At 67.6% G+C, this 25,449-nt stretch carries 22 protein-coding genes; 15 read left to right on the top strand and 7 right to left on the bottom strand.

Annotated features, from left to right (window positions below; genetic code table 11):
• Positions 1–8: 8 nt before the first annotated feature.
• From ACF8LI_RS20020 to ACF8LI_RS20030, 3 genes are all read left to right on the top strand, one after another.
• Positions 9–1,793, top strand: a complete 1,785-nt coding sequence (locus ACF8LI_RS20020) for a putative bifunctional diguanylate cyclase/phosphodiesterase (protein WP_392413997.1) — start codon at positions 9–11, stop codon at positions 1,791–1,793.
• Positions 1,794–1,970: 177 nt separating this feature from the next.
• Positions 1,971–2,378, top strand: coding sequence for a PRC-barrel domain-containing protein (locus ACF8LI_RS20025; RefSeq protein WP_016446396.1), 408 nt, complete (start codon positions 1,971–1,973; stop codon positions 2,376–2,378).
• A gap of 120 nt (positions 2,379–2,498) precedes the next feature.
• Positions 2,499–2,873 (top strand): c-type cytochrome, encoded by a 375-nt coding sequence (locus ACF8LI_RS20030; protein ID WP_392413998.1) that lies wholly within the window; start codon positions 2,499–2,501, stop codon positions 2,871–2,873.
• A gap of 2 nt (positions 2,874–2,875) precedes the next feature.
• Here ACF8LI_RS20030 and ACF8LI_RS20035 read toward each other — a convergent pair whose 3' ends face one another.
• The gene (locus ACF8LI_RS20035; RefSeq protein WP_016446398.1) at positions 2,876–3,811 is read right to left on the bottom strand and encodes a LysR substrate-binding domain-containing protein; all 936 of its coding nucleotides are present in this window, start codon (positions 3,809–3,811) and stop codon (positions 2,876–2,878) included.
• 89 nt (positions 3,812–3,900) lie between these two features.
• Here ACF8LI_RS20035 and ACF8LI_RS20040 point away from each other — a divergent pair, with 89 nt between their 5' ends.
• Positions 3,901–5,271 (top strand): MFS transporter, encoded by a 1,371-nt coding sequence (locus ACF8LI_RS20040; protein ID WP_392413999.1) that lies wholly within the window; start codon positions 3,901–3,903, stop codon positions 5,269–5,271.
• A complete protein-coding gene (locus ACF8LI_RS20045) occupies positions 5,268–5,906 on the top strand; it encodes a LysE family translocator (protein ID WP_016451462.1) in 639 nt (212 codons plus the stop codon). The genes ACF8LI_RS20040 and ACF8LI_RS20045 overlap by 4 nt, the downstream gene beginning before the upstream one ends.
• 43 nt (positions 5,907–5,949) lie before the next feature.
• Here the strand turns inward: ACF8LI_RS20045 and ACF8LI_RS20050 are convergent, their stop codons facing one another.
• Positions 5,950–6,843, bottom strand: a complete 894-nt coding sequence (locus ACF8LI_RS20050) for a LysR family transcriptional regulator (RefSeq protein WP_392414000.1) — start codon at positions 6,841–6,843, stop codon at positions 5,950–5,952.
• Between the two features lie 133 nt (positions 6,844–6,976).
• Here ACF8LI_RS20050 and ACF8LI_RS20055 point away from each other — a divergent pair, with 133 nt between their 5' ends.
• The 4 genes from ACF8LI_RS20055 to ACF8LI_RS20070 all read left to right on the top strand — a co-directional run bounded on the left by ACF8LI_RS20055 (position 6,977) and on the right by ACF8LI_RS20070 (position 10,122).
• Positions 6,977–7,831, top strand: a complete 855-nt coding sequence (locus ACF8LI_RS20055; RefSeq protein ID WP_392414001.1) for an amidohydrolase family protein — start codon at positions 6,977–6,979, stop codon at positions 7,829–7,831.
• A gap of 77 nt (positions 7,832–7,908) precedes the next feature.
• On the top strand, positions 7,909–8,913 hold the full coding sequence (locus tag ACF8LI_RS20060) for a tripartite tricarboxylate transporter substrate binding protein (RefSeq protein ID WP_047471551.1): 1,005 nt from the start codon (positions 7,909–7,911) through the stop codon (positions 8,911–8,913).
• An 11-nt stretch (positions 8,914–8,924) separates the two neighbouring features.
• Positions 8,925–9,443, top strand: a complete 519-nt coding sequence (locus ACF8LI_RS20065; protein ID WP_016451460.1) for a carboxymuconolactone decarboxylase family protein — start codon at positions 8,925–8,927, stop codon at positions 9,441–9,443.
• A gap of 4 nt (positions 9,444–9,447) precedes the next feature.
• Positions 9,448–10,122, top strand: coding sequence for a hypothetical protein (locus ACF8LI_RS20070; protein WP_154834065.1), 675 nt, complete (start codon positions 9,448–9,450; stop codon positions 10,120–10,122).
• Positions 10,123–10,139: 17 nt separating this feature from the next.
• Here ACF8LI_RS20070 and ACF8LI_RS20075 read toward each other — a convergent pair whose 3' ends face one another.
• The gene (locus tag ACF8LI_RS20075; RefSeq protein ID WP_016451458.1) at positions 10,140–11,153 is read right to left on the bottom strand and encodes an NAD(P)H-quinone oxidoreductase; all 1,014 of its coding nucleotides are present in this window, start codon (positions 11,151–11,153) and stop codon (positions 10,140–10,142) included.
• Positions 11,154–11,275: 122 nt separating this feature from the next.
• Between ACF8LI_RS20075 and ACF8LI_RS20080 the strand changes: the two genes are divergently transcribed.
• On the top strand, positions 11,276–12,151 hold the full coding sequence (locus tag ACF8LI_RS20080; protein ID WP_392414002.1) for a LysR family transcriptional regulator: 876 nt from the start codon (positions 11,276–11,278) through the stop codon (positions 12,149–12,151).
• 126 nt (positions 12,152–12,277) lie between these two features.
• Here ACF8LI_RS20080 and ACF8LI_RS20085 read toward each other — a convergent pair whose 3' ends face one another.
• Positions 12,278–12,541, bottom strand: a complete 264-nt coding sequence (locus tag ACF8LI_RS20085; RefSeq protein ID WP_198803962.1) for a VF530 family DNA-binding protein — start codon at positions 12,539–12,541, stop codon at positions 12,278–12,280.
• Positions 12,542–12,664: 123 nt separating this feature from the next.
• Here ACF8LI_RS20085 and ACF8LI_RS20090 point away from each other — a divergent pair, with 123 nt between their 5' ends.
• Positions 12,665–14,221: a methyl-accepting chemotaxis protein gene (locus ACF8LI_RS20090; protein WP_392414003.1), complete on the top strand. Its 1,557-nt coding sequence runs from the start codon at positions 12,665–12,667 to the stop codon at positions 14,219–14,221.
• A 55-nt stretch (positions 14,222–14,276) separates the two neighbouring features.
• Complete coding sequence (locus tag ACF8LI_RS20095) at positions 14,277–14,582, top strand: NIPSNAP family protein (RefSeq protein WP_012206218.1); 306 nt, start codon at positions 14,277–14,279, stop codon at positions 14,580–14,582.
• Between the two features lie 88 nt (positions 14,583–14,670).
• Here the strand turns inward: ACF8LI_RS20095 and ACF8LI_RS20100 are convergent, their stop codons facing one another.
• Complete coding sequence (locus ACF8LI_RS20100) at positions 14,671–15,564, bottom strand: amino acid ABC transporter substrate-binding protein (RefSeq protein WP_392414004.1); 894 nt, start codon at positions 15,562–15,564, stop codon at positions 14,671–14,673.
• 181 nt (positions 15,565–15,745) lie between these two features.
• On the opposite strand from ACF8LI_RS20100, the gene corA reads away from it, so the two are divergent.
• Positions 15,746–16,720 carry a magnesium/cobalt transporter CorA gene (gene corA / locus ACF8LI_RS20105; protein WP_012206223.1) on the top strand — a complete coding sequence of 325 codons (975 nt, stop codon included), beginning with the start codon at positions 15,746–15,748 and terminating at the stop codon, positions 16,718–16,720.
• A 114-nt stretch (positions 16,721–16,834) separates the two neighbouring features.
• A complete protein-coding gene (gene ppk2, locus ACF8LI_RS20110; RefSeq protein WP_392414005.1) occupies positions 16,835–17,755 on the top strand; it encodes a polyphosphate kinase 2 in 921 nt (306 codons plus the stop codon).
• A 67-nt stretch (positions 17,756–17,822) separates the two neighbouring features.
• Here the strand turns inward: ppk2 and ACF8LI_RS20115 are convergent, their stop codons facing one another.
• Together ACF8LI_RS20115 and ACF8LI_RS20120 are read right to left on the bottom strand one after the other, a co-directional pair.
• On the bottom strand, positions 17,823–23,900 hold the full coding sequence (locus ACF8LI_RS20115; RefSeq protein WP_392414006.1) for a DUF4011 domain-containing protein: 6,078 nt from the start codon (positions 23,898–23,900) through the stop codon (positions 17,823–17,825).
• A gap of 197 nt (positions 23,901–24,097) precedes the next feature.
• A complete protein-coding gene (locus ACF8LI_RS20120; RefSeq protein WP_026062191.1) occupies positions 24,098–24,373 on the bottom strand; it encodes a metal/formaldehyde-sensitive transcriptional repressor in 276 nt (91 codons plus the stop codon).
• A 45-nt stretch (positions 24,374–24,418) separates the two neighbouring features.
• Here ACF8LI_RS20120 and dmeF point away from each other — a divergent pair, with 45 nt between their 5' ends.
• Positions 24,419–25,447: a CDF family Co(II)/Ni(II) efflux transporter DmeF gene (gene dmeF, locus ACF8LI_RS20125; RefSeq protein ID WP_392414007.1), complete on the top strand. Its 1,029-nt coding sequence runs from the start codon at positions 24,419–24,421 to the stop codon at positions 25,445–25,447.
• Positions 25,448–25,449: the final 2 nt, after the last annotated feature.

Raw genomic sequence — 25,449 nt, forward strand, 5'->3', positions numbered from 1 at the left:
GGAAATCGATGCTCACCCGTTGGACTACCGAATCCGAGAAAGAGCAACTGCTCGGACTTCAGACCGCTGAAATCCTGGACATGACCGCCAGACGGGAATTTCAGCGCATCACCCAGCTGACCAGCCAGATGTTCATGGTGCCGATTGCCATCATCACGGTTCTGGACGAGCACAGGCAATGGTTCAAGGCGCCCGTAGGTGTGGACATGGCCGGCAGCCTGCGCACGGACGCCTTCTGCGACCACACCATCAGAAACGAAGGAATCATGGTGATTCCTGACACGCACCTTGACCGCAGGTTCTCAGGCAATGCGCTGGTAACCGGCCAACCGAACATCAGGTTCTATGCCGGCGTTCCCCTGATCATGAAATCCGGCCATGCCATCGGCAGCCTGTGCATCATCGATACCCGACCCAGAACCTTCTCTGAAGAGCAAGGCCGGCAACTGGCCGCCATGGCTGCGATAGTGCAGGCTCAGATCCAATACCATCACAGCATTGGAAAAGTAGACGAGGTCACGGGCTTGCAAAATCGCTCGCAGCTCCAGTGCGACCTGAACAGCCTTTGCATTGTGGCCCCGCAGGAGGCACGCAGCCTGGTATTGATGGAAGCGATCAACCATTGCAGCCTGCTGGAAATGAGCAATGCGCTGGGCTTGAATTATGTCGAGCAGCTCCTGCGTGACATTGCGAAGGCCGTCACGGACATGACGGGACCGCACGCAACCGTGTACCACGTGGGCCTGGCCAGGTTTGCCTGGATCATCAGCGCGGGCAGGCAAGAAGATGAAGAGGCCCTGGTCAGGCAATTGCTGAAACACCTGCAAAAGCCCATCACCAGTGCCGATCTCCGGTTCGAACTTCAGCCCCGGGCAGGCGTGGTGCGGTTCCGCTTGGCCCAGGCCGAGGTCGATGATGTCATTCGCAAGGCCATGGTGTCCGTGCAGCAGGCTGGCCACAACCATCGGTCACTTCACCGCTATGAGGAGAACGAGGACAGCCGCCAGCGAAGATCCTATCGGCTATTGCGGGACTTTGGGCGTGCGCTGGACAAGGGGCAGCTGCGGCTGGTGTACCAGCCCAAATTCGACAACCGCAGTTTCAGCTGCAAGGGGCTGGAGGCGCTCATCCGCTGGAAGCACCCGGAAATGGGGGAAATCCCGCCCAGCGAATTCATCCCCCTGGTGGAAGCCACCCCGTTGATCCATGGCCTGACGCGGTTCGTGATCAAAACGGCGCTGGCGCAGGTTGCGGCCTGGAAAGCGGAAAGTCTCGACCTCCAGGTCTCCATCAATGTCTCGCCGCGCAATCTGGACGAGGTCGATTTTCCGGACTACCTCAACGCCATGTGCAGTCAATATGGCGTTGCCCTGGAAAATATCGTGATCGAGTGCACCGAAAGCGATGTGCTGACAGGCCATGGCACGGTCCAGGCGCTTCAGCACATCAGAAAACTCGGAATCCCGGTCGCACTGGATGATTTTGGTGCCGCCTACTCCAATCTTGCGTCACTCAAGAATCTGCCTGCCGAGATATTGAAGATAGACCGCTCCATGGTCTGCGACGTCGATACCAATGAACGGGCGCTGGCCGTGCTCAAATCCATCATGACCATGGCCTCGGACCTTGGCTACCGCCTTGTGGCAGAAGGCGTTGACAGCGCCGAAGTCTTCGATCTGCTGGTTTCGCTGGGGTTCGATGAGATACAGGGCTACTATTTCAGCAGGCCCATGGAGGCATCGGAAATCAGGAAATTCGTCGAAGAGCGCAATCGATACGCACAGGGGAAATGAAGGGCCTTGGCCTTGGCATGCCGGGCGCAGGCGCAGGCAATTGGCGGGACGACTGTAGGCAGTCTCCTCACCGTGGCGTTGGATCGGCTGACATGGCTTTGCTTGGTTTTCCGATCTCGCCGCTGCCGGGCTGCGCTCCTAATGAGGGCTTCAAATTTTGTTTTCCAGGAGTTCTCTATGACAGGTCTCAAGACGCTGAAGATGGGTTTGATCGCAACCGCGCTGATCGCAGCCACGGCCTCGACCAGCTGGGCACAGCCCGTGGCGGGCACCACCACCTTGGGCGTGGCGGCCACCGAAGTCCAGGCCGTGGCCACGGGCTGGAGCCTGAAGAAGTCCGTGCTGGGCAAGAGCGTCTACAACGAGGAAGGCAAGGCCGTGGGCAAGATCGACGACGTGATCGTCGCACCCGACAAGGCGGTCTCCTACGCCATCGTCGGCGCCGGCGGCTTCCTGGGCATGGGCAAGCATGACGTGGCCATTCCGGTGAACCAGTTCCGCGTGGAAAACAACAAGATCACGCTGCCCGGCGCCACCAAGGACGCGCTGAAGGCGCTGCCCAAATTCGAGTACGCCAAGAAGTAAGCCGGGCGCGCGCCCTGCTTCTTTGACAAGCCCTGCGTTGCAGGGCTTTTTCGTGGGCGGCCGTGCAGGACCATATGATCGCGGCGGATCAGATTCATACCAAAAAATATCCGCGAGTCAATGAAAACAATCGTCGCCGTATCCTTGGGAATATCGCTGTGCATTCAGGCATTGCCCTGCCTTGCAGACAACAGCAATGGAAAGCAGCTCTACCTGTCCAGATGCGCCATGTGCCACGGGGCAGACGCCAAGGGTACGGGCCCGCTGGCCAACAAGAGCAATCCACCCACCCCCGACCTGGCGACCGCCGCGTTCAGAAAAAGGCTCCATGACTATCCGGGCGTGATCGTCTCGTCCGTCATTCTTCGCCCCAATGGCGACCTGATTCCCAGGACCTTGCGGGAAAACGGGGTGAAGGTGCCGCCCCATGCCTGGACCGTGAAGGATTTCCGCGACCTCAATGAATACTTCAGTGGCCTGATTGCGAAGAAGTAGCCCTATATATCGAGTTTCTGCGCGCGCATATGCTCGCGCACCGCATCGACCAGGATGCTGGCCAGCCGGTCCACGGGCGCTGGCGCATCGAGCGTGGCACGGCCCAGGATCAGATCCATGGACGGCAGGGCCGGCAGGCCCAGGGCCTGCGCATCCAGCGGCTTGACGTGCGCGGGCAGGCCGAACGGCGTGCGCACGGACAGGCCCAGGCCTGCAGCCGTGGCGGCCCAGACGGCGGACAGGCTGGCACTGTTGAAGGCATGGCGCCAGGCCATGCCCTTCTTGTCCAGCGCAGCCGTCACGATGTCCCGCAAGGGGCAAGGCGCATCGAGCATGGCCAGGGGCAGCACGTCGTCGTCCTGCGCTGCACCACTGCGCCAGCGTGCCCAGCCGGCGTCGGCCGCGTCCATGGATGCCGGGCCAATCCACTGGAGCGGCAGACGCATGATGTGCTCCCCATGCACGCACGCGTGGTTCACGCCCGCATCCCATAGCAGGGCCAGGTCGAATTGCCCGAGGGCGATGCGCTCGCGCAGTTCATCGCTGCGGGCCACGCTGGCTTCGATGCGCACATGGGGATGGGCGCGCGCGAACTGCCCCAGCACATGGGGCAGCACGCTTTCGCCCAGGTCCTCCTGCAGGCCCAGGCGCACCAGGCCGCGCAGTTCGCTGCCGCGCACGGCCGCCACGGCGCGGTCGTTGAGTTCGAGCAGGCGCAGCGCGTAGCCGCGCAGGGTTTCTCCGGCCTCCGTCAGCACCAGCCCCCGGCCGGACTTGCGCAGCAAGGGCGTGCCGCATTGGGATTCCAGCTTCTTGAGCTGGGCGCTGACGGCCGAGGTGGAGCGGCCGAGCTTGTCCGCGGCGCGGGCAAAACTGCCCAGTTCGACGCCGGTGCAAAACGTGCGCAGCACATCCAGGTCATAGAGCACACGTGTCATTGCCAAGCCTTCATCGTGCTGAAAAACTGGATTGTAGATACGAAATTATGTGATTTTCAGGATGGTTGGGGCTGACCATACTGCCGGCCATGACCTCTTCTTCCGCCGGCCGCAGCGCCAATCCCAGCCCCTTGGCTTCCCCCCACCCGCCCCGCCACCGATGGAAGGTGCTGGCCGCTGGCGTCATCGCCAACGCCGCGTTTTCCGTGGCTTTCAGCGGCATCCCCATGACGGCCATCCTCATGCGTTCGGGCTACCAGCTGGACACGCAGACGCTGGGCCTGGCGCTGGGGCTGATGGGCCTGGGCATTGCGCTCAGCGAACTGCCCTGGGGCCTGCTGACGGACCGCTGGGGCGACCGGCCAGTGCTACTGCTGGGCCTGTGCGGCACGGCCTTGGCCCTGGCGGCGATGGCGCTCTGGGCCTCGCCATCGCCGGACCATATCCCTTCGTTCGGCCTGCTGGCCGGCGGGCTGGTGCTGGTGGGGCTGCTGGGCGGCAGCGTCAACGGTGCCAGTGGCCGGGCCGTCATGGGCTGGTTTGCCGAAGGCGAGCGCGGCCTGGCCATGAGCATCCGCCAGACCGCCGTGCCCTTGGGCGGCGCCATTGGCGCCCCCTTGCTGACCGGCCTGGCCACGCATGCAGGCTTTGCCGCCGTCTATGGCGTGCTGGCGGCGCTGTGCCTGGCGGCGGCGGTGTTTGCAGCGCTGTGGATTCAGGAGCCACCGCATGCACCGGCCTCAGGCAAGGCCGCTGCGCCAGACCGGGCCGGGCCATCCGCGCCAGGGCCCCTGCGCGATCGGCAAGCCTGGCGCATGGCCGCCGGCATCGGCATCCTGTGCGCCCCGCAGTTCGCCGTGCTCTCGTTCGGAACGGTGTTTCTGCATGACCATGCCCACCTGGGGCTGGGCGTGGCGGCGGCCGTCATGTCGGCCGTGCAGCTCGCCTCCATGGCCCTGCGCATCTGCAGCGGCCGCTGGACCGACAGGCGCCAGAACCGCCCGGCCTTTCTGCGCGCCTGCTGCCAGCTCACCCTGGCGTTGTTCGCGGGCATGGCGGCCCTGAGCTGGAGCAGCCATCCGGGCGCATCGGCAGTGTCGCCCGCCATGGGCCTGGTGCTGATGGTGATGCTGGGCGTGTGCGGTATCTGCGTGTCCGCCTGGCACGGCGTTGCCTACACGCAGCTGGCCGGGCTGGCCGGCGCGGCCCGCGCGGGCACGGCGCTGGGCATGGCCAATACCTCGGTGTTCGCGGTGTGCTTCCTCGTGCCGCTGGCCATTCCGCACTTGCTGTCGGCCCAGGGCTGGGGGCTGGTCTGGGCCTGCGCGGCGGCCTGCGCGGGCTGGGCCATGCATCTGTTTGCACGGGCCGGGGTGGCCGGCAACCCCGGGGCCACGCAGGGGGCGTTATTGAACGAGAATACCGGCTGTCTTCCCACGGCCTCCTCGCACCGACCATGACCATCGCCCACTGGCTTGTTTTCTGCGGCGTCTCGCTGCTGATGTGCTTCACTCCCGGCCCGGCTGTGCTGCTGGCCATCTCCAACTCGGTGGACGTGGGCGCCAGGCGAACGGCCCTGAGTTCGCTGGGCAGCTCGGTGGGCATCTTCGTGGTCTCCGGGCTGGCCATGATCGGCATGGGCACCATTCTCAGCATGTCGGCCCACGCATTTCTGGTCATGAAGGTGGCAGGCGCCATGTACCTGATCTGGCTGGGCGTCAAGCGCTGGCGCAGCAAGGACGCGCTGCTGGGCAGCGACGCCGGCCTGGCGCCTGCCCACCGGCGTGAACGCGGGAACTGGCAGCTGGTGGCGCAGGGCCTGGGCGTGTCGCTGACCAATCCCAAGGCCATCCTGTTCTTCTCCGCGCTGTTCCCGCAATTCGTCATCCCGGGCGAGCCACTGCTCACGCAGTACCTGGTGCTGACCACCACGTTCGCGGTCTGCGCCCTGATCTCGCACGCCTGCTATGTGCTGCTGATCTCCATGATCAAGGGCCACGTGCTGGCGCACGCCAGGCTGTTCAACCGCATCGTGGGCGGCACCTTCATCGCGCTGGGCCTGGGATTGCTCAGGACGCGGCACAAGCTGGGCTGAGTGCGGGCCAGGGCTTTGCACTGGCCGTTCAACAGCTGTCGGATCAACCCAGCAAGCCCAGCCGCTCGTTCACCACCCGCTTGATCAACTGCTCTGCAAAGCGCGTGACGCGGGTGGACGGGCGTGCGCGCGGAATGGCCAGCACCAGGCGGTTGCGCACGACGGGCGAGATGATCTGCGCGATCGACAGCTGCGACGGCGAGGCCGTGCCCTGGATGGCGCTCAGCGGCAGCACGGAGTCGCCCATGCCCCGGGCCACCAGCGAGAGCACGGTGTGCACGGAATCGACCTCGGCCAGCATGTGCAGCGGCAAGCCGCGCGGCACGGTGTAGCTCTCCAGCAGCTTGCGCAGCGCGTTGGGGCCGCGCGCCATGACGAGCTTGCGCTGGGACAGCGCCGCCATGCGGACCTTGGCGGGCAGCGCATGCCTGCTGACCAGCACCAGCGGCTCGCGCAGCAGGGTCTCCGTGGTGATCTGCGGCGAGTGCGGGGGATCGAACAGCAGGGCCATGTCCACGCGCCCGGCGATCAGCCATTCGCGCAGGCTGATGCTCAGGTTCTCCTCGATGGAGATGGTGACGTCGGGGTACTGCTGCAAAAAGCCCTGCACCAGGTCTGCGGCGATGGAGCGCGCCACCCAGGGCGGCAGGCCGATGCTGATGCGCCCGCGCGGGCTGCGCAGCCGGTCCTGCATGTCCGATTCGGCCTGCGCGGCCAGCGCAAAGATGCCGGCCGCATGCTGCAGCAGCGCCTGGCCCGGCTCGGTCAGCACCACGCCGCGCCCGGTGCGCTCCAGCAGCCGCTGTCCCAGCTCCCCCTCCAGCAACAGCACCTGTCGGCTAAGGGCCGGTTGCGACAAATGCAGGGCGGCGGCGGCGCGGCTGAAGCTGCCGGCCTCGGCCACCGCAGCGAAATAGCTCAGGCGCGTCAGGTCCATGGTTCTCCTTGGCAAGGGCTTTCAGCATGCTTTTGGCTGATAGCAGGTATCAGCCAAGTCTATGCCTCATTCGCGGCAAGCCCGCCCACAATCGCCACAAGCCTTCGCTGTCGCTGCCTTGTTGCAAAGCCCCATGCCTGAACTCACCTACGCCCTGTCCCCCTCCAAGCCCGCGCTGCAGCTGCCTGCGGGCGCCTGCGATACCCATGTGCATGTGTTCGGTCCCGGCACCCAGTTTCCCTATGCGGCCGGGCGCAGCTTCACCCCGGCGGACGCGGGCAAGCACACGCTGTTTGCACTGCACCGCCACCTGGGCGTGTCGCGCTGCGTGATCGTGCAGTCCGCCTGCCACGGCCTGGACAACAGTGCGGTGCAGGACGCGATTGCCGCCGGTGGCGGCAACTACCTGGGCGTGGCGCTGGTGGCCGCCGATGTGTCCGATGGCGAGCTGGCGCGGCTGGCGGGTGCGGGGTTCCGGGGCGTGCGCTTCAACTTCATGCGGCACCTGGCCGGCGCCCGCATTGAAGACGTTCTGGCGCTGACCCCGCGCCTGGCCGCGGCAGGCCTGCATCTGCAGGTGCATTTCGAAAGCAGCCTGGTGCATACGGTGGGCCGGCAGTTGCAGGCCAGTGCCGTGCCCGTGGTGATCGACCACATGGGGCGCGTGGATGCGCGCCTGGGCGCAGGGCATGCAGATTTCCAGGCGCTGATGCAGCTGCTGGCCGACCAGCCGCAGTTCCACGTCAAGGTCAGCGGCGTGGACCGCATCGACAGCCAGCCGCCCTATGCCCAGGGCAAGCCGCTGGCGCGCCTGCTGGTGGAGCGCTTTCCCACGCAATGCCTGTGGGGCACGGACTGGCCCCACCCCAACCACACGCATGTGCCCGACGACGGCCTGCTGGTCGATGCGCTGGCCGACATCGCGCCCACGCCAGCGCTGCGGCAGGCCCTGCTGGTGGACAACCCGCAGGGGCTGTACCGGTTCTGAGGATCGCACAAGGCGCCTGTCGCCTGTGGCTCATCGCCCGTCGCCCTGCCCACAGATACCCATAAAAGGAGACATCCATGACAAGCATCCCTTCCACCCGCCGCAGGCGCTGCCTGTCCATGGCGCTGGCGGCCCTGGCGCCCCTCGCTGCCCTGGTTTGCGCCGCATGGCCCGCGCCTGCGCCCGCGCAGCCGCAGATGACGCGCATCGTCGTGGCCTTTCCGCCGGGCGGCCCGGTGGACTTCGTGGCGCGCACGCTGGCCGAGCAGTTGGGCAAGGAGCTGGGCAGCATCGTCGTGGTCGAGAACAAGGCCGGTGCCAACGGCGCCATTGCGGCCGAATACGTATCGCGCGCACAGCCGGACACGCGCACGCTGTGGCTGACCAGCGTGGGCGCCGTGGCCATCAACCCGGCGCTGTACCCCAAGCTCGGCTACAAGCCGGCCACCGACCTCGCACCGGTGTCGCTGGTGGTCAGCAACGTGGAGATGCTGGTGGTCAACGCCAAGGCGCCCTACGGCAACGGCGCGCAGTTCGTGGCAGCCGCACGCCAGGCCCGTACACCGCTGACCATGGCCTCGTCCGGCACGGGCAGCGTGCCGCACCTGGCCATGGAATTGCTCAAAGAGCATGCGGGCATCCAGCTCGCCCACATTCCCTACAAGGGCGCCGCGCCCGCCATCACGGATGTGGTGGCGGGCCATGTCGATGGTTTCTTTGGCGACATTCCCGGGCTGATCGGACAGATCTCCGCCGGCAAGCTCAAGCCCGTTGCCATTGCCGCCAGCCGGCGCCACCCGCGCTTTCCCGAGGTCAGGACCTTTGCCGAGATCGGCATCACCGGCGTGGATTCGGACAACTGGTACGCCCTGTTCGCCCCCAAGGGTACGCCAGCGGCCGAGACCGAAAAAATGAGCCAGGCCGTGCAGCGAGCGCTGAACACGTCCTCGGTCAAAAGCCGCCTGGAAGCCTCTGGCACCGAAGTCGTGGGCAGCACGCCGGCCGAACTGGCCAGGGCGCTGCAGGCCGACACCCTCAAATGGAGCCGCGTGGTACGCGCCAACGGCATCACCCCCGACTGAAGCGAGCCCCCATGAGAATCCAACCCGTACTCCCCGGAACCCGCCCCGAACTGGCGGCTGTGGAATCGCGCATCCTGGCCGAACGCGGCCGCATTTCCGAGCTGTACCAGGTGCTGCTCAACAGCCCGCCCATCGCCCACGGATGGGAGCAGATGCTGTCGGCCGTGCGCAATCGCAGCAGCCTGGATGCAGGGCTGCGCGAGCTGGTCATCCTGCGCGTGGCCGTGCTCAACGGCGCGCCCTATGAATTCAATGCCCATGTACCCCATGCCCACAAGGCGGGCAAGAGCGATGCGGCCATCGAGGCGACCCGCAGCATCCCCTGCGCCGCGGATGCGCCGTGGACCGAGCAAGAGCACCTTGCCATCCGCCTGACCGATGCCATGACGCGCGACATCACCGTCGCCGACGCGCTGTTCGCCCAGGTGCAGGCCCGCTTCAGCGCGCAGGAACAGGTGGACCTGGTGGCCACCATCGCGGCCTACAACATGGTCTCGCGCTTTCTCACCGCATTCCATATCGGGCACTGAAGGCATGGCTGATTCCCGCATACCTGCCGACTGCCTGCTGCTGCAATGGACGATGGCAGCGCCCTGCCTGGCAAGCGCCAAGGCATTCGCAAGAAGCGCCTACGGTCCTGCGTTTGGCGACGCCCTCACCCAGGCGGCAGGCCTGGGCGTGCGCCTGACCGTCCAGCGATTCGCCTGGTCGGCCAGCACGGGGCGCATCTACGTCTATGTGGAGCTGCCGGGCCGCATGGGCGTCTCGCGGCCTGCAGTGCTTGCCGTGCAGGCGGCGGCGCAGGCCATGCTGCCGGCCGCATCAAACCTTGCGGCGTCCAGGCTGACGCTGGCCTTCGACCGGCCCGGCGCCTCGCACGGGCAGCAGCGCCATGCCCACTACACGGTGGAGATGGACCCGGCCGAAGGCTGGGCGCCCGAGATCTTTCGCTGGTACGACGAAGAACACATGCCGGGCCTGGCCGCCGTGCAGGGCAACATCCATTCACGCCGCTACCTGAACCACGACGGCGGCCCGCTGTCCCTGGCCTGCTATGACCTGCAAAACCCCGAGGTGCTGGGCTGCCCGGCCTGGCTGCAGGTGCGCGCCACGGCCTGGAGCGACATCACGCGGCCGCATTTCACGCACACCGTGCGCACCATGTTCGCGACCGTGGACGCGGGGGATGGGGCCTGGCCGCCCTATTGAACGCCCTATTGAGCGCCCTATTGAGCGCCCTGCCCGGGAATCAGCAGCAGCTTGCCCACGCTCTGGCCCGACTCCATGCGCCGGTGCGCCTGCGCGGCCTCGGCCAGCGGCCAGGTGCTGTCGATCACGGGACGGATGGTGCCGGCAGCCAGCGCGGGCAGCCAGCGCTGGGCAAAGCGCCGGACCATGGCCTGCTTGACTTCGGGCGGGCGCGACTTCATCACCGTGCCGAAGATCCTCAGGTGCCTGTACAGCAGCACGTCCATGGGCACGGCCGCCGCCAGCGCGCCGCCCAGCAGGCCCACGCAGACCATGCGCCCGCCCATGGCCATCGAGCGCAGGTTGCGCTCCAGATACGGGGCGCCGATGAAGTCCACCACCACATCCACACCCTGGCCGCCGGTCTGCTCGGCCACCACGGCCTGGAAGTCTTCGCTGCGGTAGTCGATGAACACGTCGGCGCCCAGGCCCAAGACAGCCGCCCGCTTGTCGCCGCTGGCCGTGGCGAACACGCGCGCCCCGGCCGCATGCGCCAGCTGCACCGCCGCCGAGCCCACGCCGCTGCCGGCCGCGTGGATGAGCACGGCTTCGCCAGGCTGCAGTTGGGCCAGGTGGAACAGCGCCTCATGCGCCGTCACGAAGACTTCGGCCACCGCGCCGGCATCCGTCAGCGAAAGGCCCTCGGGCACATGCATGGCCATGCGGTGGTCGATGCGCGACAGCTCGGCATAGGCGCCGCCGCCCACGATGCCCATGACGCGGTCGCCCACGGCGAAGCCCTGCACCTCGGCGCCCACTTGCACCACCGTGCCGGCGATCTCCAGGCCCATGAGGTCGGATTCGCCAAAGTGGGCGCGGCCATAGGCGCCCTTGCGGTGCGAGACATCGGCACGGTTCACGCCGATGGAGGCATTGCGCACCAGAAGGTCATGGGGCCGGACTTCGGGCCGGGCCACGTCGCGGGCCACGAGCACTTCGGGGCCGCCGAAATCGTCGAAAACAATGGCTTGCATGCGGGCGTCGTCATTCATGGCGAAAGAGTGTCCAAAAACAGGTTGAAGAAACGAATGCCCCGAGCTTACGACTGCCGCCAGCCGCTCGAACGCAGCGATTTCGCTCTACAGTGCTGCAAATCTGCATCACGCCAACCGCCATGAACTGGGATGACACCCGCATCTTTCTCGCCCTGACACGCGCCCCTTCCCTGCGCGCGGCCGCACGCATCCTGGGCGTGGACCAGGCCACCGTGGGCCGCCGCCTGAACGCGTTGGAGGCCGAGTTGGGCAGCAAGCTGTTTTTGCGCGCCAGGGATGGCTACCTGCTCACGGCCGCTGGCGAGGCAGCGCTGGGCGCGGCGCGACGCATGGAGGGCGCGGCGCTGGACCTGCGCACGCGCATCGAAGGCCTGGACGACAGCCCGGCCGGCCTGGTGCGCGTGAGCAGCACCGACTCGATTGCCACAGAATTCCTGCTGCCCGCCATCGAGCGCCTGCAGCAGCGCTGGCCCGGCATCCGCGTGGACCTGGAGGTGTCCACCCAGATGCTCAACCTGGGCCGCCGCCAGGCCGACATCGCGTTTCGCAACGTCCGCCCCGAGGCGCCCGAGCTGGTGGTGCGCCGCGTGGCGGCATGGCCGGTAGGACTGTTTGCGAGTGCCGCCTATGTGGCGCGCTTTGGCGAGCCCGTGGCCGAGGACGAACTGCGCGGCCACCACCTCGTGGTCTACGGCCCCTTCCTGGAGCAGCGGCCCGTTCCCACCATGGTGGACGTGCCCGCGCGACAGGCCAGGATCGCCATGGCCGCCAACTCCAGCCTGCTGGTGCGCAAGGCCGTGGCGGCCGGCATAGGCCTGGGCGAAATGCCCGTGAGCATGGGCGAGCGCGAAGGCCTGCTGCGCATCTGGCCGCAGCGCCAGCGCTCGGACGACTACGAGGTCTGGCAGGTCATGCACCCCGACCTGCAGCGCACGGCCCGGGTGCGCGTCACGGCCGAGTTCCTGGCCCAGGCGCTGGGCGCGGAGCCTGCGTGATGCAGAGCTTGTCCAGGGCAGCGGCAATCACGGCGGCAGGGATGCAGGCATGCAGCGGGAGCCGATGATCGGCAGAACCCGCGCCAGCGCACCGGACAGGCTGCCCGGTGGCCACCGGCTTCGCCTTCAGTCTTGGGAAGCAGGCCTGGGCCTGTCCTTGCGCAGCATCTCCAGATAGAGCGCCTCCACCTTCTCGCGCGCCCAGGGCGTCTTGCGCAGGAACTTCAGGCTGGAGCTGACGCTGGGGTCCAGCGCAAAGCAGCGCACCGGAACCTGCCGCGCAAGCCCGGCCCAGCCGTAGCGGGCCTCCAGGGCAAGGACGATGGCTTCGAGCGTGACGCCGTGCAGCGGATTGCGGGGCTGGGCGGCGGGAGGCGGGGTTTCTTGCATGGCGCGATTTTCGCCCGCCTTTGCAGTGCTGCGGACCGCAGCTTTATTTGTAATTACATGCAACCATGCCGTAAGTTTCTGTAGCATTGTGGCGTTCCTGGCCTTCTGCTGCACTCCCCGACCATGCCCGCCCTGTCCCTTCGCCAGAAACTGCTGGCACCGCTGGTTTTCTGCCTTCTCGCGCTGCTTGCGCTCACCCTCTTCAACGCCTACCAGGCACGCGACAAGGCCTACGAGGCCCGGCAGCAGGCGCTGCGCGACTTCGTCGATGCGGGCGACAGCCTGATTGCGGCGATTGCCGCCGAGGCCAAGGCCGGCAAGCTGACAGAGGAAGAAGCCAAAGCCACCGCCATTGCCCGCGTCGGCCAGTTGCGCTATGCAGGCGGCGCAGGCTACATCACCAGCATCACCACGGATTCCGTGGTGCTGAACAATCCCGCAAGCCCGGGCATCAACGGCAAGAACATGGGCGGCTTCCAGGATGCCAAGGGCAACTACCTGTACCGCAACATTGCCGCCGTGGGCGCATCGGCCCAGGGCAGCGGCTACCTCACGTACTGGTGGCCCCGCCCCGGCGCCAAGGAGCCCAGCGAGAAGCTGGCCTATGCCAGGCGCTCCACTGCCTGGAACTGGGACCTGATCGCTGGCGACTATGTGGACGCCATCCAGCAGGCCTTTGTCGCCACCATCACCAAGTCGGTGGCGGCGCTGGCCGTGCTGGGCGCACTGCTGTCCCTGATCGCGTGGCTGGCCACGCGCAGCGTGCTCAATGCCATTGGCGGCGAGCCGGCGGTGGCGGCCGAGATTGCCAACCGCATCGCCTCGGGCGACCTGTCGCAGTCGGGGCTGGCGGGCGCAGCCCAGGCCCCCGAAGGCAGCGTGATCGCCGCCGTGCAGCGCATGAGCGAGCAGCTGCGCCAGTTGGTGACGCGCATCCATGACACGGCCGGCGTCATCCACCGCTCGGCCGGCGAGATCGCCACGGGCAGCGTGGACCTGTCGCAGCGCACGGAGCGCCAGGCCAGTTCGCTGGAAGAAACCGCCGCCTCCATGGAGCAGCTCACGGCCACCGTGCACCAGAACGCCGAGAACGCCCAGCACGCCAGCCAGATCGCCTCGGGCGCCTGTTCCGTGGCCGAGCGCGGCGGCTCCGTGGTGGACCAGGTGGTGGCCACCATGGGCGAGATCAACAGCTCCTCGCGCCGCGTGGTGGACATCATCGGCGTGATCGACGGCATTGCCTTCCAGACCAATATCCTCGCGCTGAATGCGGCCGTGGAAGCGGCGCGCGCGGGCGAGCACGGGCGCGGCTTTGCCGTGGTGGCGGGCGAGGTGCGCACGCTGGCACAGCGCAGCGCCTCGGCCGCGCGCGAGATCAAGACGCTGATCCAGACCTCGGTGGAAAGCGTGGACGCCGGAGCCACCCTGGTGGACCAGGCCGGCCAGACCATGCGCGAGGTGGTCACCACGGTGCGCAACATCACGGGCATCGTGACCGAAATCGCCTCGGCCAGCCGCGAGCAAAGCAGCGGCATCGAGCAGGTGGGCCATGCCGTGACCGACATGGACCGCGTGACCCAGCAAAACGCCGCCCTGGTCGAGCAGTCCTCGGCTGCCACCCAGGTGCTGCAGGAAGAATCGGAGAAGCTGTCGCGCCTGACGGCTTCGTTCAAACTCTAGAGCCGGCTCTGCCCTCCCTGCCTCCCCTTTCCTTTCCTCCCCTTCTTCCATCCCCATGATCACCTGCTACCTGCGCTACATCATCGACCCGTTCAAGGCCAAGGAATTCGAGGAGTACGGCAAGACCTGGATTCCTCTGGTCGAGAAATTCGGCGGCAAGCACCACGGCTACTTCCTGCCGTCCGAAGGCGCCAACAATGTGGCGCTGGCCATGTTCAGCTTCCCCAGCATGGCGCTGTACGAGGAGTACCGCATCAAGTCCATGCAGGACCCCGAATGCCAGGCGGCCTTCCGCTACGCGGAGGACACGCGCTGCATCCTCAGCTACGAGCGCAGCTTCATGCGCCCCGTGTTCGGCTGAATCTGCCCGGCGCCGCAGCCGCCCGTCGAACCGGGCAAGCGGGCAAGCGCTGGCGGCTCGACAAATCCGGCGCCGCGCCTGCACGGGCCTACAGCAGAATGTCCGCCGTGGGGTACTTCCAGAAGTCGCGCAGCAGGTAGCTGATCGGCAGGTTCAGATTCGTGGAGCTGGGTGGAATCGGCTGCAGGAACCACTTCTCGTAGATCGGGTGGATTTCGCGGCTGGTGATGATGCGCTTCATCTCTTCATCGACCAGTTTCTTGAACGAGGTATCGGCCTTCGGCAGCATGATCGCCAGGGGTTCGGTGGACAGGAACTTGCCCACCACCTTCAAGGCACGTGGATCGGGCCGTGCAGCGGCCAGCCCGTTGAGAAGCACGTCATCCATCACGAACGCGTCGGCTTCGCCCTTCTCCACCATCTCCAGGGCCCTCGCGTGATCGGGGGCCTCCACAATGGTGATGCCCATGAGGCGCTGTCTGTTGGCCTGAGTCACCAGGGCCATCGGGCTGGTGCCCTTGGTGGAAACCAGCTTTTTGCCCTTGAGATCCTCCATCGCGTTGATAGTGCTGTCGGCCTTCACGAGCATCCGGGCGCCGGTGATGAAATGGGGAACCGTGAACGCCACGGTCTGGCGCCGCTGCGCGTTGTTCGTGGTCGAGCCGCACTCCATGTCGGCCTTGCCCTGCTCGATCACGGCCATGCGATTGGCGGGCGTGACCATCAGGAACTCCACCTTCATGTCCTTCCTGCCTGTCTGCTTGCGCACCGCCTCGGCCAGGCGAAGGCACAGATCCAGCGCATAACCGACGGGCTTGCCGCTGCGGGTGTCGATGTAGGAGAAGGGAACAGACGATTCCCGGTGCGCAATCACCAGCGCGCCACCGGCCTGGATCTTGTCCAGCACACCGGCTGCAGATACACCGCTCAAGGCCCACAGGCCCAACGCACCCAACGCAATACCCCACTGGCGAAAGATCATCTGAGTCCTTGGCTCGCAAGCGCCGGGCGGCGCCCAGCAGGTTGTGACAGGTTATACACGTATTGTTACCAGGTGCGCAAACCTGGGCTGCTGGCGGTTTCGATGGCAGCTTGGGCACTGGCTTTTCCCCCTCCCCCGTTATGGCAGGATCACCAGCACCAGAATTACCGAGGGAACTCCCATGCTGATCAACTGCGTTGCCTACGAAAACGGGGCCAAGCTGGCGGACATTCCTGTCGCCGACATCAGCAACTACATAGAGCGGCCCGGCTGCTTCGTCTGGGTGGCGCTGGCGGACGCCACGCCGGCCGAGCTGGAGGAGATGCGCCAGGAGTTCGGCCTGCATGCCCTGGCCGTGGAGGATGCGCTGCACGGCCACCAGCGGCCCAAGCTGGAGGAGTACGGCAGCTCGCTGTTTGCCGTGATGCACCTGCTGGAGCCCGAGCCCGAGCGGCCCGGCCACTTCAACCACGGCGAGGTCGACGTCTTCGTGGGCTCCAACTACGTGCTGTCGGTGCGCAACCGCAGCAAGCGCGGTTTCCTGGGCGTGCGCGAGCGCTGCGAGAGCGAGCCCGAGCTGCTGCGCCATGGCTCGGGCTTTGTGCTGTATGCGCTGATGGATGCGGTGGTGGACCGCTACTTTCCCATCATCGACGCGCTGGAGGTGGAGCTGGAGCAGATCGAGCAGCAGATCTTCACCAAGGGCGCGGCGCGCGACAACATCAAGCAGCTGTATGAACTCAAGGGCCGCGCCATGGACCTCAAGCACGCCGTGGCCCCCCTGCTGGAAGCCGTGGGCAAGCTCAACGGCGGGCGCGTCCCCCAGATCTGCGTGGGCTCCAGGGACTACTTCCGCGATGTGATGGATCACCTGGGCCGCATCAACGCCCAGATCGACACCATGCGCGACACCGTGGGCACGGCCATCCAGGTGAACCTGTCCATGGTGTCCATCGAGGAAAACGAAGTCACCAAGCGGCTGGCAGCCTGGGCCAGTATCTTCGCCATCTGCACGGCCTTCTTCGGCGTCTGGGGCATGAACTTCGAGAACATGCCCGAACTGAAGTGGCAATACGGCTATCCGGCCGCGCTGCTGTTCGTGCTGGGTGTTTGCGGCCTGCTCTACTACAAGTTCCGCAAGGCGGGGTGGCTGTAGGCGGCGGGAAGACGAGCGGTGCCAGGGTATTCACCCAGCCGCACCGTCACAGCCGCGTCACACATCCACGCCACCATCCCAGGCGCCAACTCCTGGACGCCCGGATTCCCCACCATGTACGACGAACTTCTGCCCGACCACCATGATTCGCTGATGCAGCGCATCGAACGCGATCTGCTCGACAGCTACGACGAAGAACTGGAGATGGAGATAGACGACGCCCGCCTGGGCAGCGGTGGCGACGATCTGGACGGTGCCGACTCCGTGAGCCGCCAGACCTACTTCCGCGAGCTGCTGCGCCTGCAGGGCGAGCTGGTCAAGCTGCAGGACTGGGTGCAGCACCACAGGAAAAAGGTGGTCATCCTCTTCGAGGGCCGCGATGCGGCCGGCAAGGGCGGCGTGATCAAGCGCATCACCCAGCGCCTGAACCCGCGCGTGTGCCGCGTGGCCGCCCTGCCCGCGCCCAACGACCGCGAGCGCACGCAGTGGTACTTCCAGCGCTATGTCTCCCACCTGCCTGCGGGCGGCGAGATCGTTCTCTTTGACCGCAGCTGGTACAACCGCGCCGGCGTGGAGCGTGTGATGGGCTTTTGCTCCGACGAGGAGTACGAGGAATTCTTCCGCTCCGTGCCCGAGTTCGAGAAGATGCTGGTGCGCTCGGGCATCACGCTGGTGAAGTACTGGTTCTCAATCACCGACGAGGAGCAGCACCTGCGCTTTCTGGGCCGCGTGCACGACCCGCTCAAGCAGTGGAAGCTCAGCCCCATGGACTTCGAGAGCCGCCGCCGCTGGGAGGACTACACCAAGGCCAAGGAAGCCATGCTGGAGCGCACCCACATCGCCGAGGCGCCCTGGTGGCTGGTGCAGGCCGTGGACAAGAAGAAGGCCCGGCTCAACTGCATCTCCCACCTGCTGACGCAGCTGCCCTACGAGGAGATAGAGCACCCGGCCATCGTGCTGCCCGAGCGCACGCGCAACCCGGAGTACACGCGCAACCCGGTTCCCCAACACATGTACGTTCCGGATCTGTACTGAGCGGCGGCCGGCGGCCGGCAGCGGGCTGCCGGCGTTCTCACGCCCCGTCTTCTCAAGACCCGTTTCCTCAAGCCTTCTGCGCCTCGCCATCCTCCACGGATGCCTCGGGCCACTCAGAGGACGCGGAGGCCTCGGAGGACTCGGACGCCTCAGGCGTCTCTGGCGCTGGCTCTGCCCCGGCGACTGCAGCCGCCTGCGGCACCTCGGCAACCTCTACAACCTCGGCCGCACGCTTGCGCCGGTCCTGCTCCAGCAGCGCGGTCAGCGCCGCGTGGATGCGCTCCAGCGTGCCGCCCGGGTTGACCCACCAGTCCGTGGACCAGATGCGCAGAATCTGCCAGCCCAGGCCGCGCAGTACCTGCTCGCGCAGCTTGTCGCGGTCGCGTGCCGTGGCCGAGCGGTGGTAGGTGGCGCCGTCGCACTCCACGCCCGCCAGGTAGCTGCCCGCATGGTCCGGGTGCACCACGCCCAGGTCCACGCGGAACGAGGATGCGCCGATCTGCGTGTGCACGCGCCAGCCCTTGCGCTCCAGCGCCTGGGCCACGCTGGCCTCGAAGGGGCTGTCGAAATCGCCCTGGCTGCCATGGTGCGACTCGGCCAGCGCGCGCGGGCCGCGCTCGGCAAATTCCAGGAAGTGCTTGAGATCGCGCACGCCCGCCGCCTGGGTGCGCGACAGGTCCATCTGCTCGCCGCGCAGGCTGGAGAAGATGCGCAGCTCCTGCCGCGCGCGCGTCACCGCCACGTTCAGCCGCCGCTCGCCGCCGTCGCGGTTGAGCGGGCCGAAGTTCATGGACACCGCGCCCGAGATATCGGGCCCGTAGGTGATGGAAAAGTACATGATGTCCCGCTCGTCGCCCTGCACGCTTTCCAGGTTCTTGACGAAGACGGGCTCCAGCAGCGCATCGGAGAAAAACGGCTCCAGCCCCGGGTCCTTGCGGCGCTCCTCGTCCAGCAAATCCTCGATCAGGCTTTGCTGCTCGGAGTTGAAGGTGACCACGCCGATGGTGGCACCCGACTGCGCAAACCCCGGCGACTTCAGCCGCGCCACCAGGTCGGCCACCAGGGCCTTGGCCTCGGGCTGGTTGATGCGGGCGCCACCTTTTTCATAGCGGCCCTGCACGGCGTGGAAGCTGACGGCGCGGTCATCGGTGACGGGCGAGGGAAAGGTCACCAGCCCGCCGCCGTAGTAGCGGTGGTTGCTGAAGGCGATCAGGCTTTCATGGCGCGAGCGGTAGTGCCACGACAGGTTGCGCGTGGGCAGGCTGGCGCCCAGGCATTCGTCCAGGATGCTTTCCATGTCCCCTTCCACGCCCTGCGTGTCGTCGTCGAAGGTGTCGGAGGTGTCGGCGCGGCCGAAGAAGCTGGTGGGCGGCAGTTGCTTGGGGTCGCCCACCATGACCACCTGCCTGGCACGCGCCATGGCGCCGATGGCGTCCCAGACGGGGATCTGCGAGGCCTCGTCGAAGATGACGATGTCGAAGTTGCTGGTCTCGGCGCTCAGGTACTGGGCAATGGACAGCGGGCTCATCAGCAGGCAGGGCGTCAGGCGCAGCACGGCCGAGGGGATCTGCTCCAGCAGCTGGCGCAGCGGCAGGTGCTGGCGCTTCTTGGTGATCTCGCGCCGCAGGATGCCCCACTCGCTGTTGCGCTGGATGCTGTCGGCCGACGGCAGGCCCGCGCACAGCCGCGCACGTATCCACTGGCGCGTGACCGAGGTGAATTCATCGTCCAGCGCGCGGAAGTCGGCAATGCGCCGCTCATGCTCGGCAGAGACGAAGCGCTTGAGCACCTCGTCCTCGTCCACGGCCAGCGCCAGCCACCAGCGCGCGTAGTTGACCTCGAAGGCCTGGGGCGCCTGGGCCGGTTCCAGGCTACCGGACTCGATGGCGTCGGCCAGCGCTCCCAGCCCGCCCGCGCGGGCCGCGGCCTGGGCATTGCGCCAGGCGCACCAGGCATGCAGGCCGCCCTGCCCGGCCAGCACGCCGCCCGCCGTGGCCGCCAGCTGCTCGGCCGTGCGCTGGGCCAGGGCACGCTGCTGCGGCTCGCCATGGGCTGCCGCCGCGCTGAAGGGGTCTATGGCCGCGTGCAGGCCGGCCAGGCTGTCCAGCAACTGCTGGCAGGCCATGCCGACCGCGGCGCCCTCGCCCAGCTCGGCGCTGCGCAAGGCCAGCACCTGGTGCAGGGCCTGGCGTGCCTGGGCCAGCTCGGCCTCCTGCCAGCCCAGCCCGGTCAGCCCTGCCTGCAGCGATCCCTGCAGGCGCAGCGCATGCTCCACGGCTTGCGGGCGCGTGTCCAGACCGTCCCAGACGCCAGGGCAGCGCAAGCGCAGATCGTCCAGCGCCAGCAGTTGTTCCTCGATGGCGCTGCGGGCCGCCAGCTGCGCATGGGCCTGCTGCAGCGCCGCGCCACAGCGGCCCTGGGCCACGGCGGCGTGCGATGCCATCAGGCTGCCGCGCCGCGTCAGTTGCAGGCGCTCGCGCTCGAAGGCCAGCGCGTCCTGCAAGGCCTGGGCATCGGTTTCCAGGCCGCGCCACAGGCCGTGGCTGGCATCGGCCAGCGGCAGGTAGCCATCGAGCTGGCGGTCGATCTGGTACAGGGCCTGCAGGCGCTGCACTTCGGCAGCCCAGCGCTCGCCGCCATGGCCTTCGGCCACGGCCTCCAGTCCATCGAGCGAGAAGGACTTCTGCGCGCGCGCGGCCAGCAGGGCCGCATTGGCCTTCAAGGCGCTGCGCGCATGGTCGGTGCGCGTGCGGTGTCCGGCCCACAGGCCGTCGGCTGCGGCGCCGGGCTGGATCTGGTCCAGTTCCTCTCGCAGGCCCCGGATGCGCACCAGGGCGGCCAGGTCATCGGCCACGCGCGGCTCGCCCGCGCCTTCGATGGTGGCCTCCAGCGCCGCGCGCACCTTGCGCCGGCCCAGCCAGGACAGCGGCCACAAGGACTTGCCGGCCCTGGCCCATTCGCGCTGCAGCTGCGAGACATTGAGCTGGCCCACGCCCGCGCCGTACTTGACGGACAGGCCCTGGCGCAGCGCCGCGATCTCGTCGATGCACTGCAGGCCGCGCTCCAGCTCATCGCCCAGGGCCACGGGCCAGGGCGTGCCCAGCCCGGCCTGCAGGCGCCGGCGCTGCGCCAGCAGGTCCAGTGCCTGGGCCAGGCGCGCCTGCAGCTCGGCCGGCCAGGGCGCCGGAATCTGTGCGGACAGATCACCGTGCTGCGCCAGCAGCTGCAGGCCCGATTGCAGGGATTCGCCAATGCGCGCGCCGTCAGGCAGCACGCAGAAAGCCAGGTTGCGGCCTGCGGCCGCAGGCAGCGCGCGCGCGATCACGCCCAGCGCCGAGCGCGCCTGGCGCCCCAGCGCCGGCCACTCGATGCGCAGCAGCCGGCCCAGCTGCTGCGCCGCCTCGGCAAAGCCCTGGCCTGCATCGTGCAGGGCCTGGGCGGCATCCACCATCTGCTGCTGCCAGCGCACGGACCAGTCGCTGGCCTGCACCGTGGCCAGCGGCCCGTCCTTCAGATGCTGCGCGCCCACGGCCTGGGCATTGGCCTGCAGGCGGCCCGCAGTCTCGCGCAAAAGGGCCAGGCCCGCTTCGTCATGGGCCTGGGGCGTGGGCCAGTGAAATCCCAGGCGCGGCAGCGCCTGGCCACCGGCCACGGCGCCAATGGCGCGGTAGATGGTCCAGCCGTTGGCGTGGCGCCGGTGCAGGCGCTCCACATAGGCCGACAGCTGCTCGCGCAGGCGGCCGAGCTGGCTGGCCTTGGCGGCCCAGGCCTCGGCATCCACCTGGCCATGCGAGTCCCAGGATTTCTGCAGCTGGCCCAGCACGTCGAGCTTGCGGCTCTTGTTGGAGTGCAGCTCCAGGCAGAACTCGCCCAGGCCCACTTCGCGCAGGCGGCGGTAGACCACGTCCAGCGCGGCGATTTTCTCGGCCACGAAGAGCACGCGCTTGTCCTCGGCCAGGCACTGCGCGATCAGGTTGGCAATGGTCTGGCTCTTGCCCGTGCCCGGCGGGCCGATGAGCACGAAGTCCTTGCCGCGCGCAGCGGCCATCACGGCCGACAGCTGCGATGAATCGGCCGGCAGCGGGCTGAAGACCTGCTGCGGCGCGAACTCCTGGTCCAGCCGCCGCGTGTCGGGAAAGGCGATCTCCGAGCGATAGGGCTCGCGCGGCGTGTCGATCAGGTGGGCGACCACGGGCGAGCTGCGCAGCTGGTCGGCGCGCTCGGCCAGGTCCTTCCACATCAGGTATTTGGCGAAGGAGAACATGGACAGCACCACGTCCTCGCTGACCTCCCAGCCGCGCACGTCCTTGATCGCCTCGCGCACGCGGGCCCAGATGCCGGTGATGTCCAGCCCGGCCTCGTCGCGCGGCAGGTCGCCTGCGGGCACGCCCAGCTCCAGCTGGAAGTCCTGGCGCAGCATCTCGACCAGCGTGGGATTGAAGCGCGGCTCGTCCTCATGCGCCTGCAGCGTGAAGCCCGAGCGCGCGCTCTTGCGCTCCAGCGTGACGGGCAGCAGGATCAGCGGCGCGCGCACGCGCACATCGGGCTTGTCGGGCCGGCTCCAGACCAGAAAGCCCAGGGCCACGAACAAGGTGTTGGCGCCGCCTTCCTGCAGCGCGTTGCGCGCGCCGCGAAACAGCTCCACAAAGCGGCTGTCCAGCTCCAGCGGCTCCAGGTCGATGAAGACCTCGCGCCGCTGCAGCGCCTCTTCGGCGTGCGCGCCGCGCAGATCTTCCAGGCTGCGCGCCTCGTGCAATGGCTGGCTGCGCGGGTCCTTGCCCTGCATGAGCTCGGGGCTGGGCAGCAGCTTGAGCACCTGGCCCCGGGCCAGCGTGTCCTCCAGCGCGGGCGCGGCCACCTGCAGCAGCAGCGATTTCTTGCCAGGCTTGAAGTTGAGCAGCGCATTGCGCAGCGACAGGTCCAGCAGCCGGCGCTGCCAGCGCGCCAGCCTGTCCTTGGGATCGAGCTGGGAGGTGGGCACTTCGCGTGTCTGCGCCTGCGCCAGGAGTTCGGGCGGCGGCTCCACGGTGAGCCGTGGCTCGGCCTGTCCTTCGCCGGCCTCGGGCGCGGCGTCCTGCGGCTGGGCCAGCGCCAGCGGGCGGATGCGCTGCATGCGCGCGCGCCGAACGTCCACCAGCAGCTCGAACTGGTCCTCATGCTCTTCGGCCAGCTGGCGCGCGCCCTGGGCAATGGCCTGGCTGAAGGCCACGGCCTGGCCTTGCGCGGCCAGCGTGGTCTCGAAGACCACCAGCTCCTGCAGCTTGAGCCGCTTGCGCACGGCCGTGATGTCATCGACCACGGCGGTCGAGAATTCCTGCCTGCCCAGCCACAGGCCCACGAAGGCATGGCCGCGCGTGAAGACCAGCAGTGGGTTCAGGTGCGCCTGCTCCAGGCAGGAGGCGAACAGCAGCGTCAGGTCCAGGCAGGTGGCCAGGCCCGCATCCAGCACCTGGGTCGCGCCGCGTATCTTCTGGCCCGCATGCTCGAAGCTGGCCGGCGGCAGCGCGTAGTTGAGTTTCTTCTGGAGCACGGAAGTCCAGATGGCCGAGGCCAGTTCCCAGGCCCGCTGCGGCCCCTGTTCATAGCCGTTGATGGCGCCGGACTTGCCCGCCGCCTCCAGCGCCTGCGCCGCGCCCTTGAGGATGCGGTCCACGGCCGGATCATTGGGTTGCACGAAGGCCGCCACCATCTCGGGCAAATGCCCCAGGCCGCCCCACTGGTTGCGGGCCAGCAGTTCCAGCGGGTGTTCGTGCCGGGCCAGCACCGTCTGTGCCGGCTGGCCGCTGCGCAGCTCCAGCCGCAGCACGGCAGGCTCGGCCTCGGTCAGGCGCGAGAGCAAGGCGCCGTCCAGCGCCACATCCAGGTCGGTCAGCGCATAGGTGCTGTGCGCGGCCACCGACTCCAGGCGCCACGTGCGCGGCTTGATGAAGGCAGGCTCCGAGGCCAGGTGCAGGCTCAGCGCCTGCAGCGGCAGCTCGCCCTCGTTGACGATGGCCAGCTCCAGCAGCGCGGGCACGGCGTTCTGGAAGTCGGCGAGATTGAGCTTGGCGACGGTGCCGATGCGCAGCTGCGGGGCCGTCTGCGGCGCCTGGGCGGCGGCGGGGGCGGCATCTGCGGGGGAATCTCGGCGGGGGTCTTCTGTCATGCGCGGTAGTCCTTGGCTGGCCAGCAGGCGGCGGGAACTGTCGAAATCCCGTCATATTCCTGGCCCGACGATTGTCCGCTGCGAATGAGGCGCCGTGTCCGAGATGGGCGGTTTTCAGGGGTCACTGTTTGCAAAAAATGAGAGCAGGAAACCGCGCCGAGAGCGCCAATCCGCAGGGCCGGCCATCACTTCATCAATCACTTCATGTACGAGCGCATCACCGACAGCACAAGGTCCACGTCGTCATCACGGGCCTGGCCGCCGGCCGTGCCATCGGCCAGATGGGTGCGCACATGGCCCTCGAGCACCTCGAAGATCATGCCGTTGACGGCGCCGCGCACGGCTGCCAGTTGCTGGAGGATGGCCGCGCAGTCGTGCTCGGCCTCGAGCGCGCGCTCCAGCGCCTGGGCCTGGCCCTGGATGCGGCGGATGCGCGTGAGCAAGCGCTTCTTGTTCTGAATCGTATGTGCCATGAAGGCCATTCTAGGCGCCTGCATATACTGGGGTACAGTATCTGCATGCGCAGCATTCCATCCCTCTCGACCGCTGGCGGCGCCAGCCCCAGGCAGCATTCACACCGTTTCGACGAAGGCAACCCGCTGGGCGAGCGCCGTGCCATGCTGGCTGCGGGGCTGACGGCGGCCATGATGGTCGGGGAGATCGCAGGCGGGTGCGGATTCAACTCCATGGCGCTGCTGGCCGATGGCTGGCACATGGGATCGCACGCGCTGGCGCTGGGGCTCTCAGCTGGCGCCTATGCGGCCGCGCGCAGATTGGCGGGCGATACGCGCTTTGCCTTCGGCACCTGGAAGATCGAGGTGCTGGCCGGCTACACCAGCGCCATCTTGCTGCTGCTGGTGGCGGGCGGCATGGCCTGGCAGTCGGTGCAGCGCCTGTTCTCGCCCTCGCCCATCCATTACGAGCAGGCCCTGGGCGTGGCCGCGCTGGGCCTGCTGGTCAACCTTGTCTGCGCCTGGCTGCTGAAGGGCGGGCACGGGCATCACCATGGTCACGACCACGGACATCACCACGGGCACGGCAGGCATGCGCACGGCGGCCACGCGGGCGACCGCCATCACGGCGACCACGGTGACCATGACGACCACGGCGATCTCAACCTGCGCTCGGCCTACCTGCATGTGCTGGCCGATGCCGCCACCTCGGTGATGGCCATCGCCGCCCTGTTCGGCGGCATGGCCTGGGGCCTGGGATGGCTGGACCCGGCCATGGGCCTGGCCGGCGCCGTGCTGGTGGCGGCATGGGCCATGGGCCTGCTGCGCGACAGCAGCCGCGTGCTGCTGGACGCCGAGATGCACGCCCCCGTGGTCAGCGAGGTGCGTGAGGCCATCGCCCAGGCGCCGTTTGCCGCGCAGATCTCCGACCTGCATGTCTGGCGCGTGGGCAAGGCGCGCTACGCCTGCATCGTGGCACTGGACGCGCCCGCAGGCGTGGACCCCGATGCCGTGCGCCAGTTGCTTGGCGTGCATGAGGAACTGGTCCACGTCACGGTGGAGGTCAACCGGCCGCAGCCGGCTGCGACACACTGAGC

It is taken from the genome of Delftia sp. WSY_12 (assembly GCF_043104645.1).
GTDB classification, from domain to species: domain Bacteria; phylum Pseudomonadota; class Gammaproteobacteria; order Burkholderiales; family Burkholderiaceae_C; genus Comamonas; species Comamonas tsuruhatensis.

Coding starts and splice junctions, on each gene's coding strand:
- ACF8LI_RS20020 (WP_392413997.1), top strand. CDS start 9: ATGCTCACCCGTTGGACTACCGAATCCGAGAAAGAGCAACTGCTCGGA.
- ACF8LI_RS20025 (WP_016446396.1), top strand. CDS start 1,971: ATGACAGGTCTCAAGACGCTGAAGATGGGTTTGATCGCAACCGCGCTG.
- ACF8LI_RS20030 (WP_392413998.1), top strand. CDS start 2,499: ATGAAAACAATCGTCGCCGTATCCTTGGGAATATCGCTGTGCATTCAG.
- ACF8LI_RS20035 (WP_016446398.1), bottom strand. CDS start 3,811: ATGACACGTGTGCTCTATGACCTGGATGTGCTGCGCACGTTTTGCACC.
- ACF8LI_RS20040 (WP_392413999.1), top strand. CDS start 3,901: ATGACCTCTTCTTCCGCCGGCCGCAGCGCCAATCCCAGCCCCTTGGCT.
- ACF8LI_RS20045 (WP_016451462.1), top strand. CDS start 5,268: ATGACCATCGCCCACTGGCTTGTTTTCTGCGGCGTCTCGCTGCTGATG.
- ACF8LI_RS20050 (WP_392414000.1), bottom strand. CDS start 6,843: ATGGACCTGACGCGCCTGAGCTATTTCGCTGCGGTGGCCGAGGCCGGC.
- ACF8LI_RS20055 (WP_392414001.1), top strand. CDS start 6,977: ATGCCTGAACTCACCTACGCCCTGTCCCCCTCCAAGCCCGCGCTGCAG.
- ACF8LI_RS20060 (WP_047471551.1), top strand. CDS start 7,909: ATGACAAGCATCCCTTCCACCCGCCGCAGGCGCTGCCTGTCCATGGCG.
- ACF8LI_RS20065 (WP_016451460.1), top strand. CDS start 8,925: ATGAGAATCCAACCCGTACTCCCCGGAACCCGCCCCGAACTGGCGGCT.
- ACF8LI_RS20070 (WP_154834065.1), top strand. CDS start 9,448: ATGGCTGATTCCCGCATACCTGCCGACTGCCTGCTGCTGCAATGGACG.
- ACF8LI_RS20075 (WP_016451458.1), bottom strand. CDS start 11,153: ATGAATGACGACGCCCGCATGCAAGCCATTGTTTTCGACGATTTCGGC.
- ACF8LI_RS20080 (WP_392414002.1), top strand. CDS start 11,276: ATGAACTGGGATGACACCCGCATCTTTCTCGCCCTGACACGCGCCCCT.
- ACF8LI_RS20085 (WP_198803962.1), bottom strand. CDS start 12,541: ATGCAAGAAACCCCGCCTCCCGCCGCCCAGCCCCGCAATCCGCTGCAC.
- ACF8LI_RS20090 (WP_392414003.1), top strand. CDS start 12,665: ATGCCCGCCCTGTCCCTTCGCCAGAAACTGCTGGCACCGCTGGTTTTC.
- ACF8LI_RS20095 (WP_012206218.1), top strand. CDS start 14,277: ATGATCACCTGCTACCTGCGCTACATCATCGACCCGTTCAAGGCCAAG.
- ACF8LI_RS20100 (WP_392414004.1), bottom strand. CDS start 15,564: ATGATCTTTCGCCAGTGGGGTATTGCGTTGGGTGCGTTGGGCCTGTGG.
- corA (WP_012206223.1), top strand. CDS start 15,746: ATGCTGATCAACTGCGTTGCCTACGAAAACGGGGCCAAGCTGGCGGAC.
- ppk2 (WP_392414005.1), top strand. CDS start 16,835: ATGTACGACGAACTTCTGCCCGACCACCATGATTCGCTGATGCAGCGC.
- ACF8LI_RS20115 (WP_392414006.1), bottom strand. CDS start 23,900: ATGACAGAAGACCCCCGCCGAGATTCCCCCGCAGATGCCGCCCCCGCC.
- ACF8LI_RS20120 (WP_026062191.1), bottom strand. CDS start 24,373: ATGGCACATACGATTCAGAACAAGAAGCGCTTGCTCACGCGCATCCGC.
- dmeF (WP_392414007.1), top strand. CDS start 24,419: ATGCGCAGCATTCCATCCCTCTCGACCGCTGGCGGCGCCAGCCCCAGG.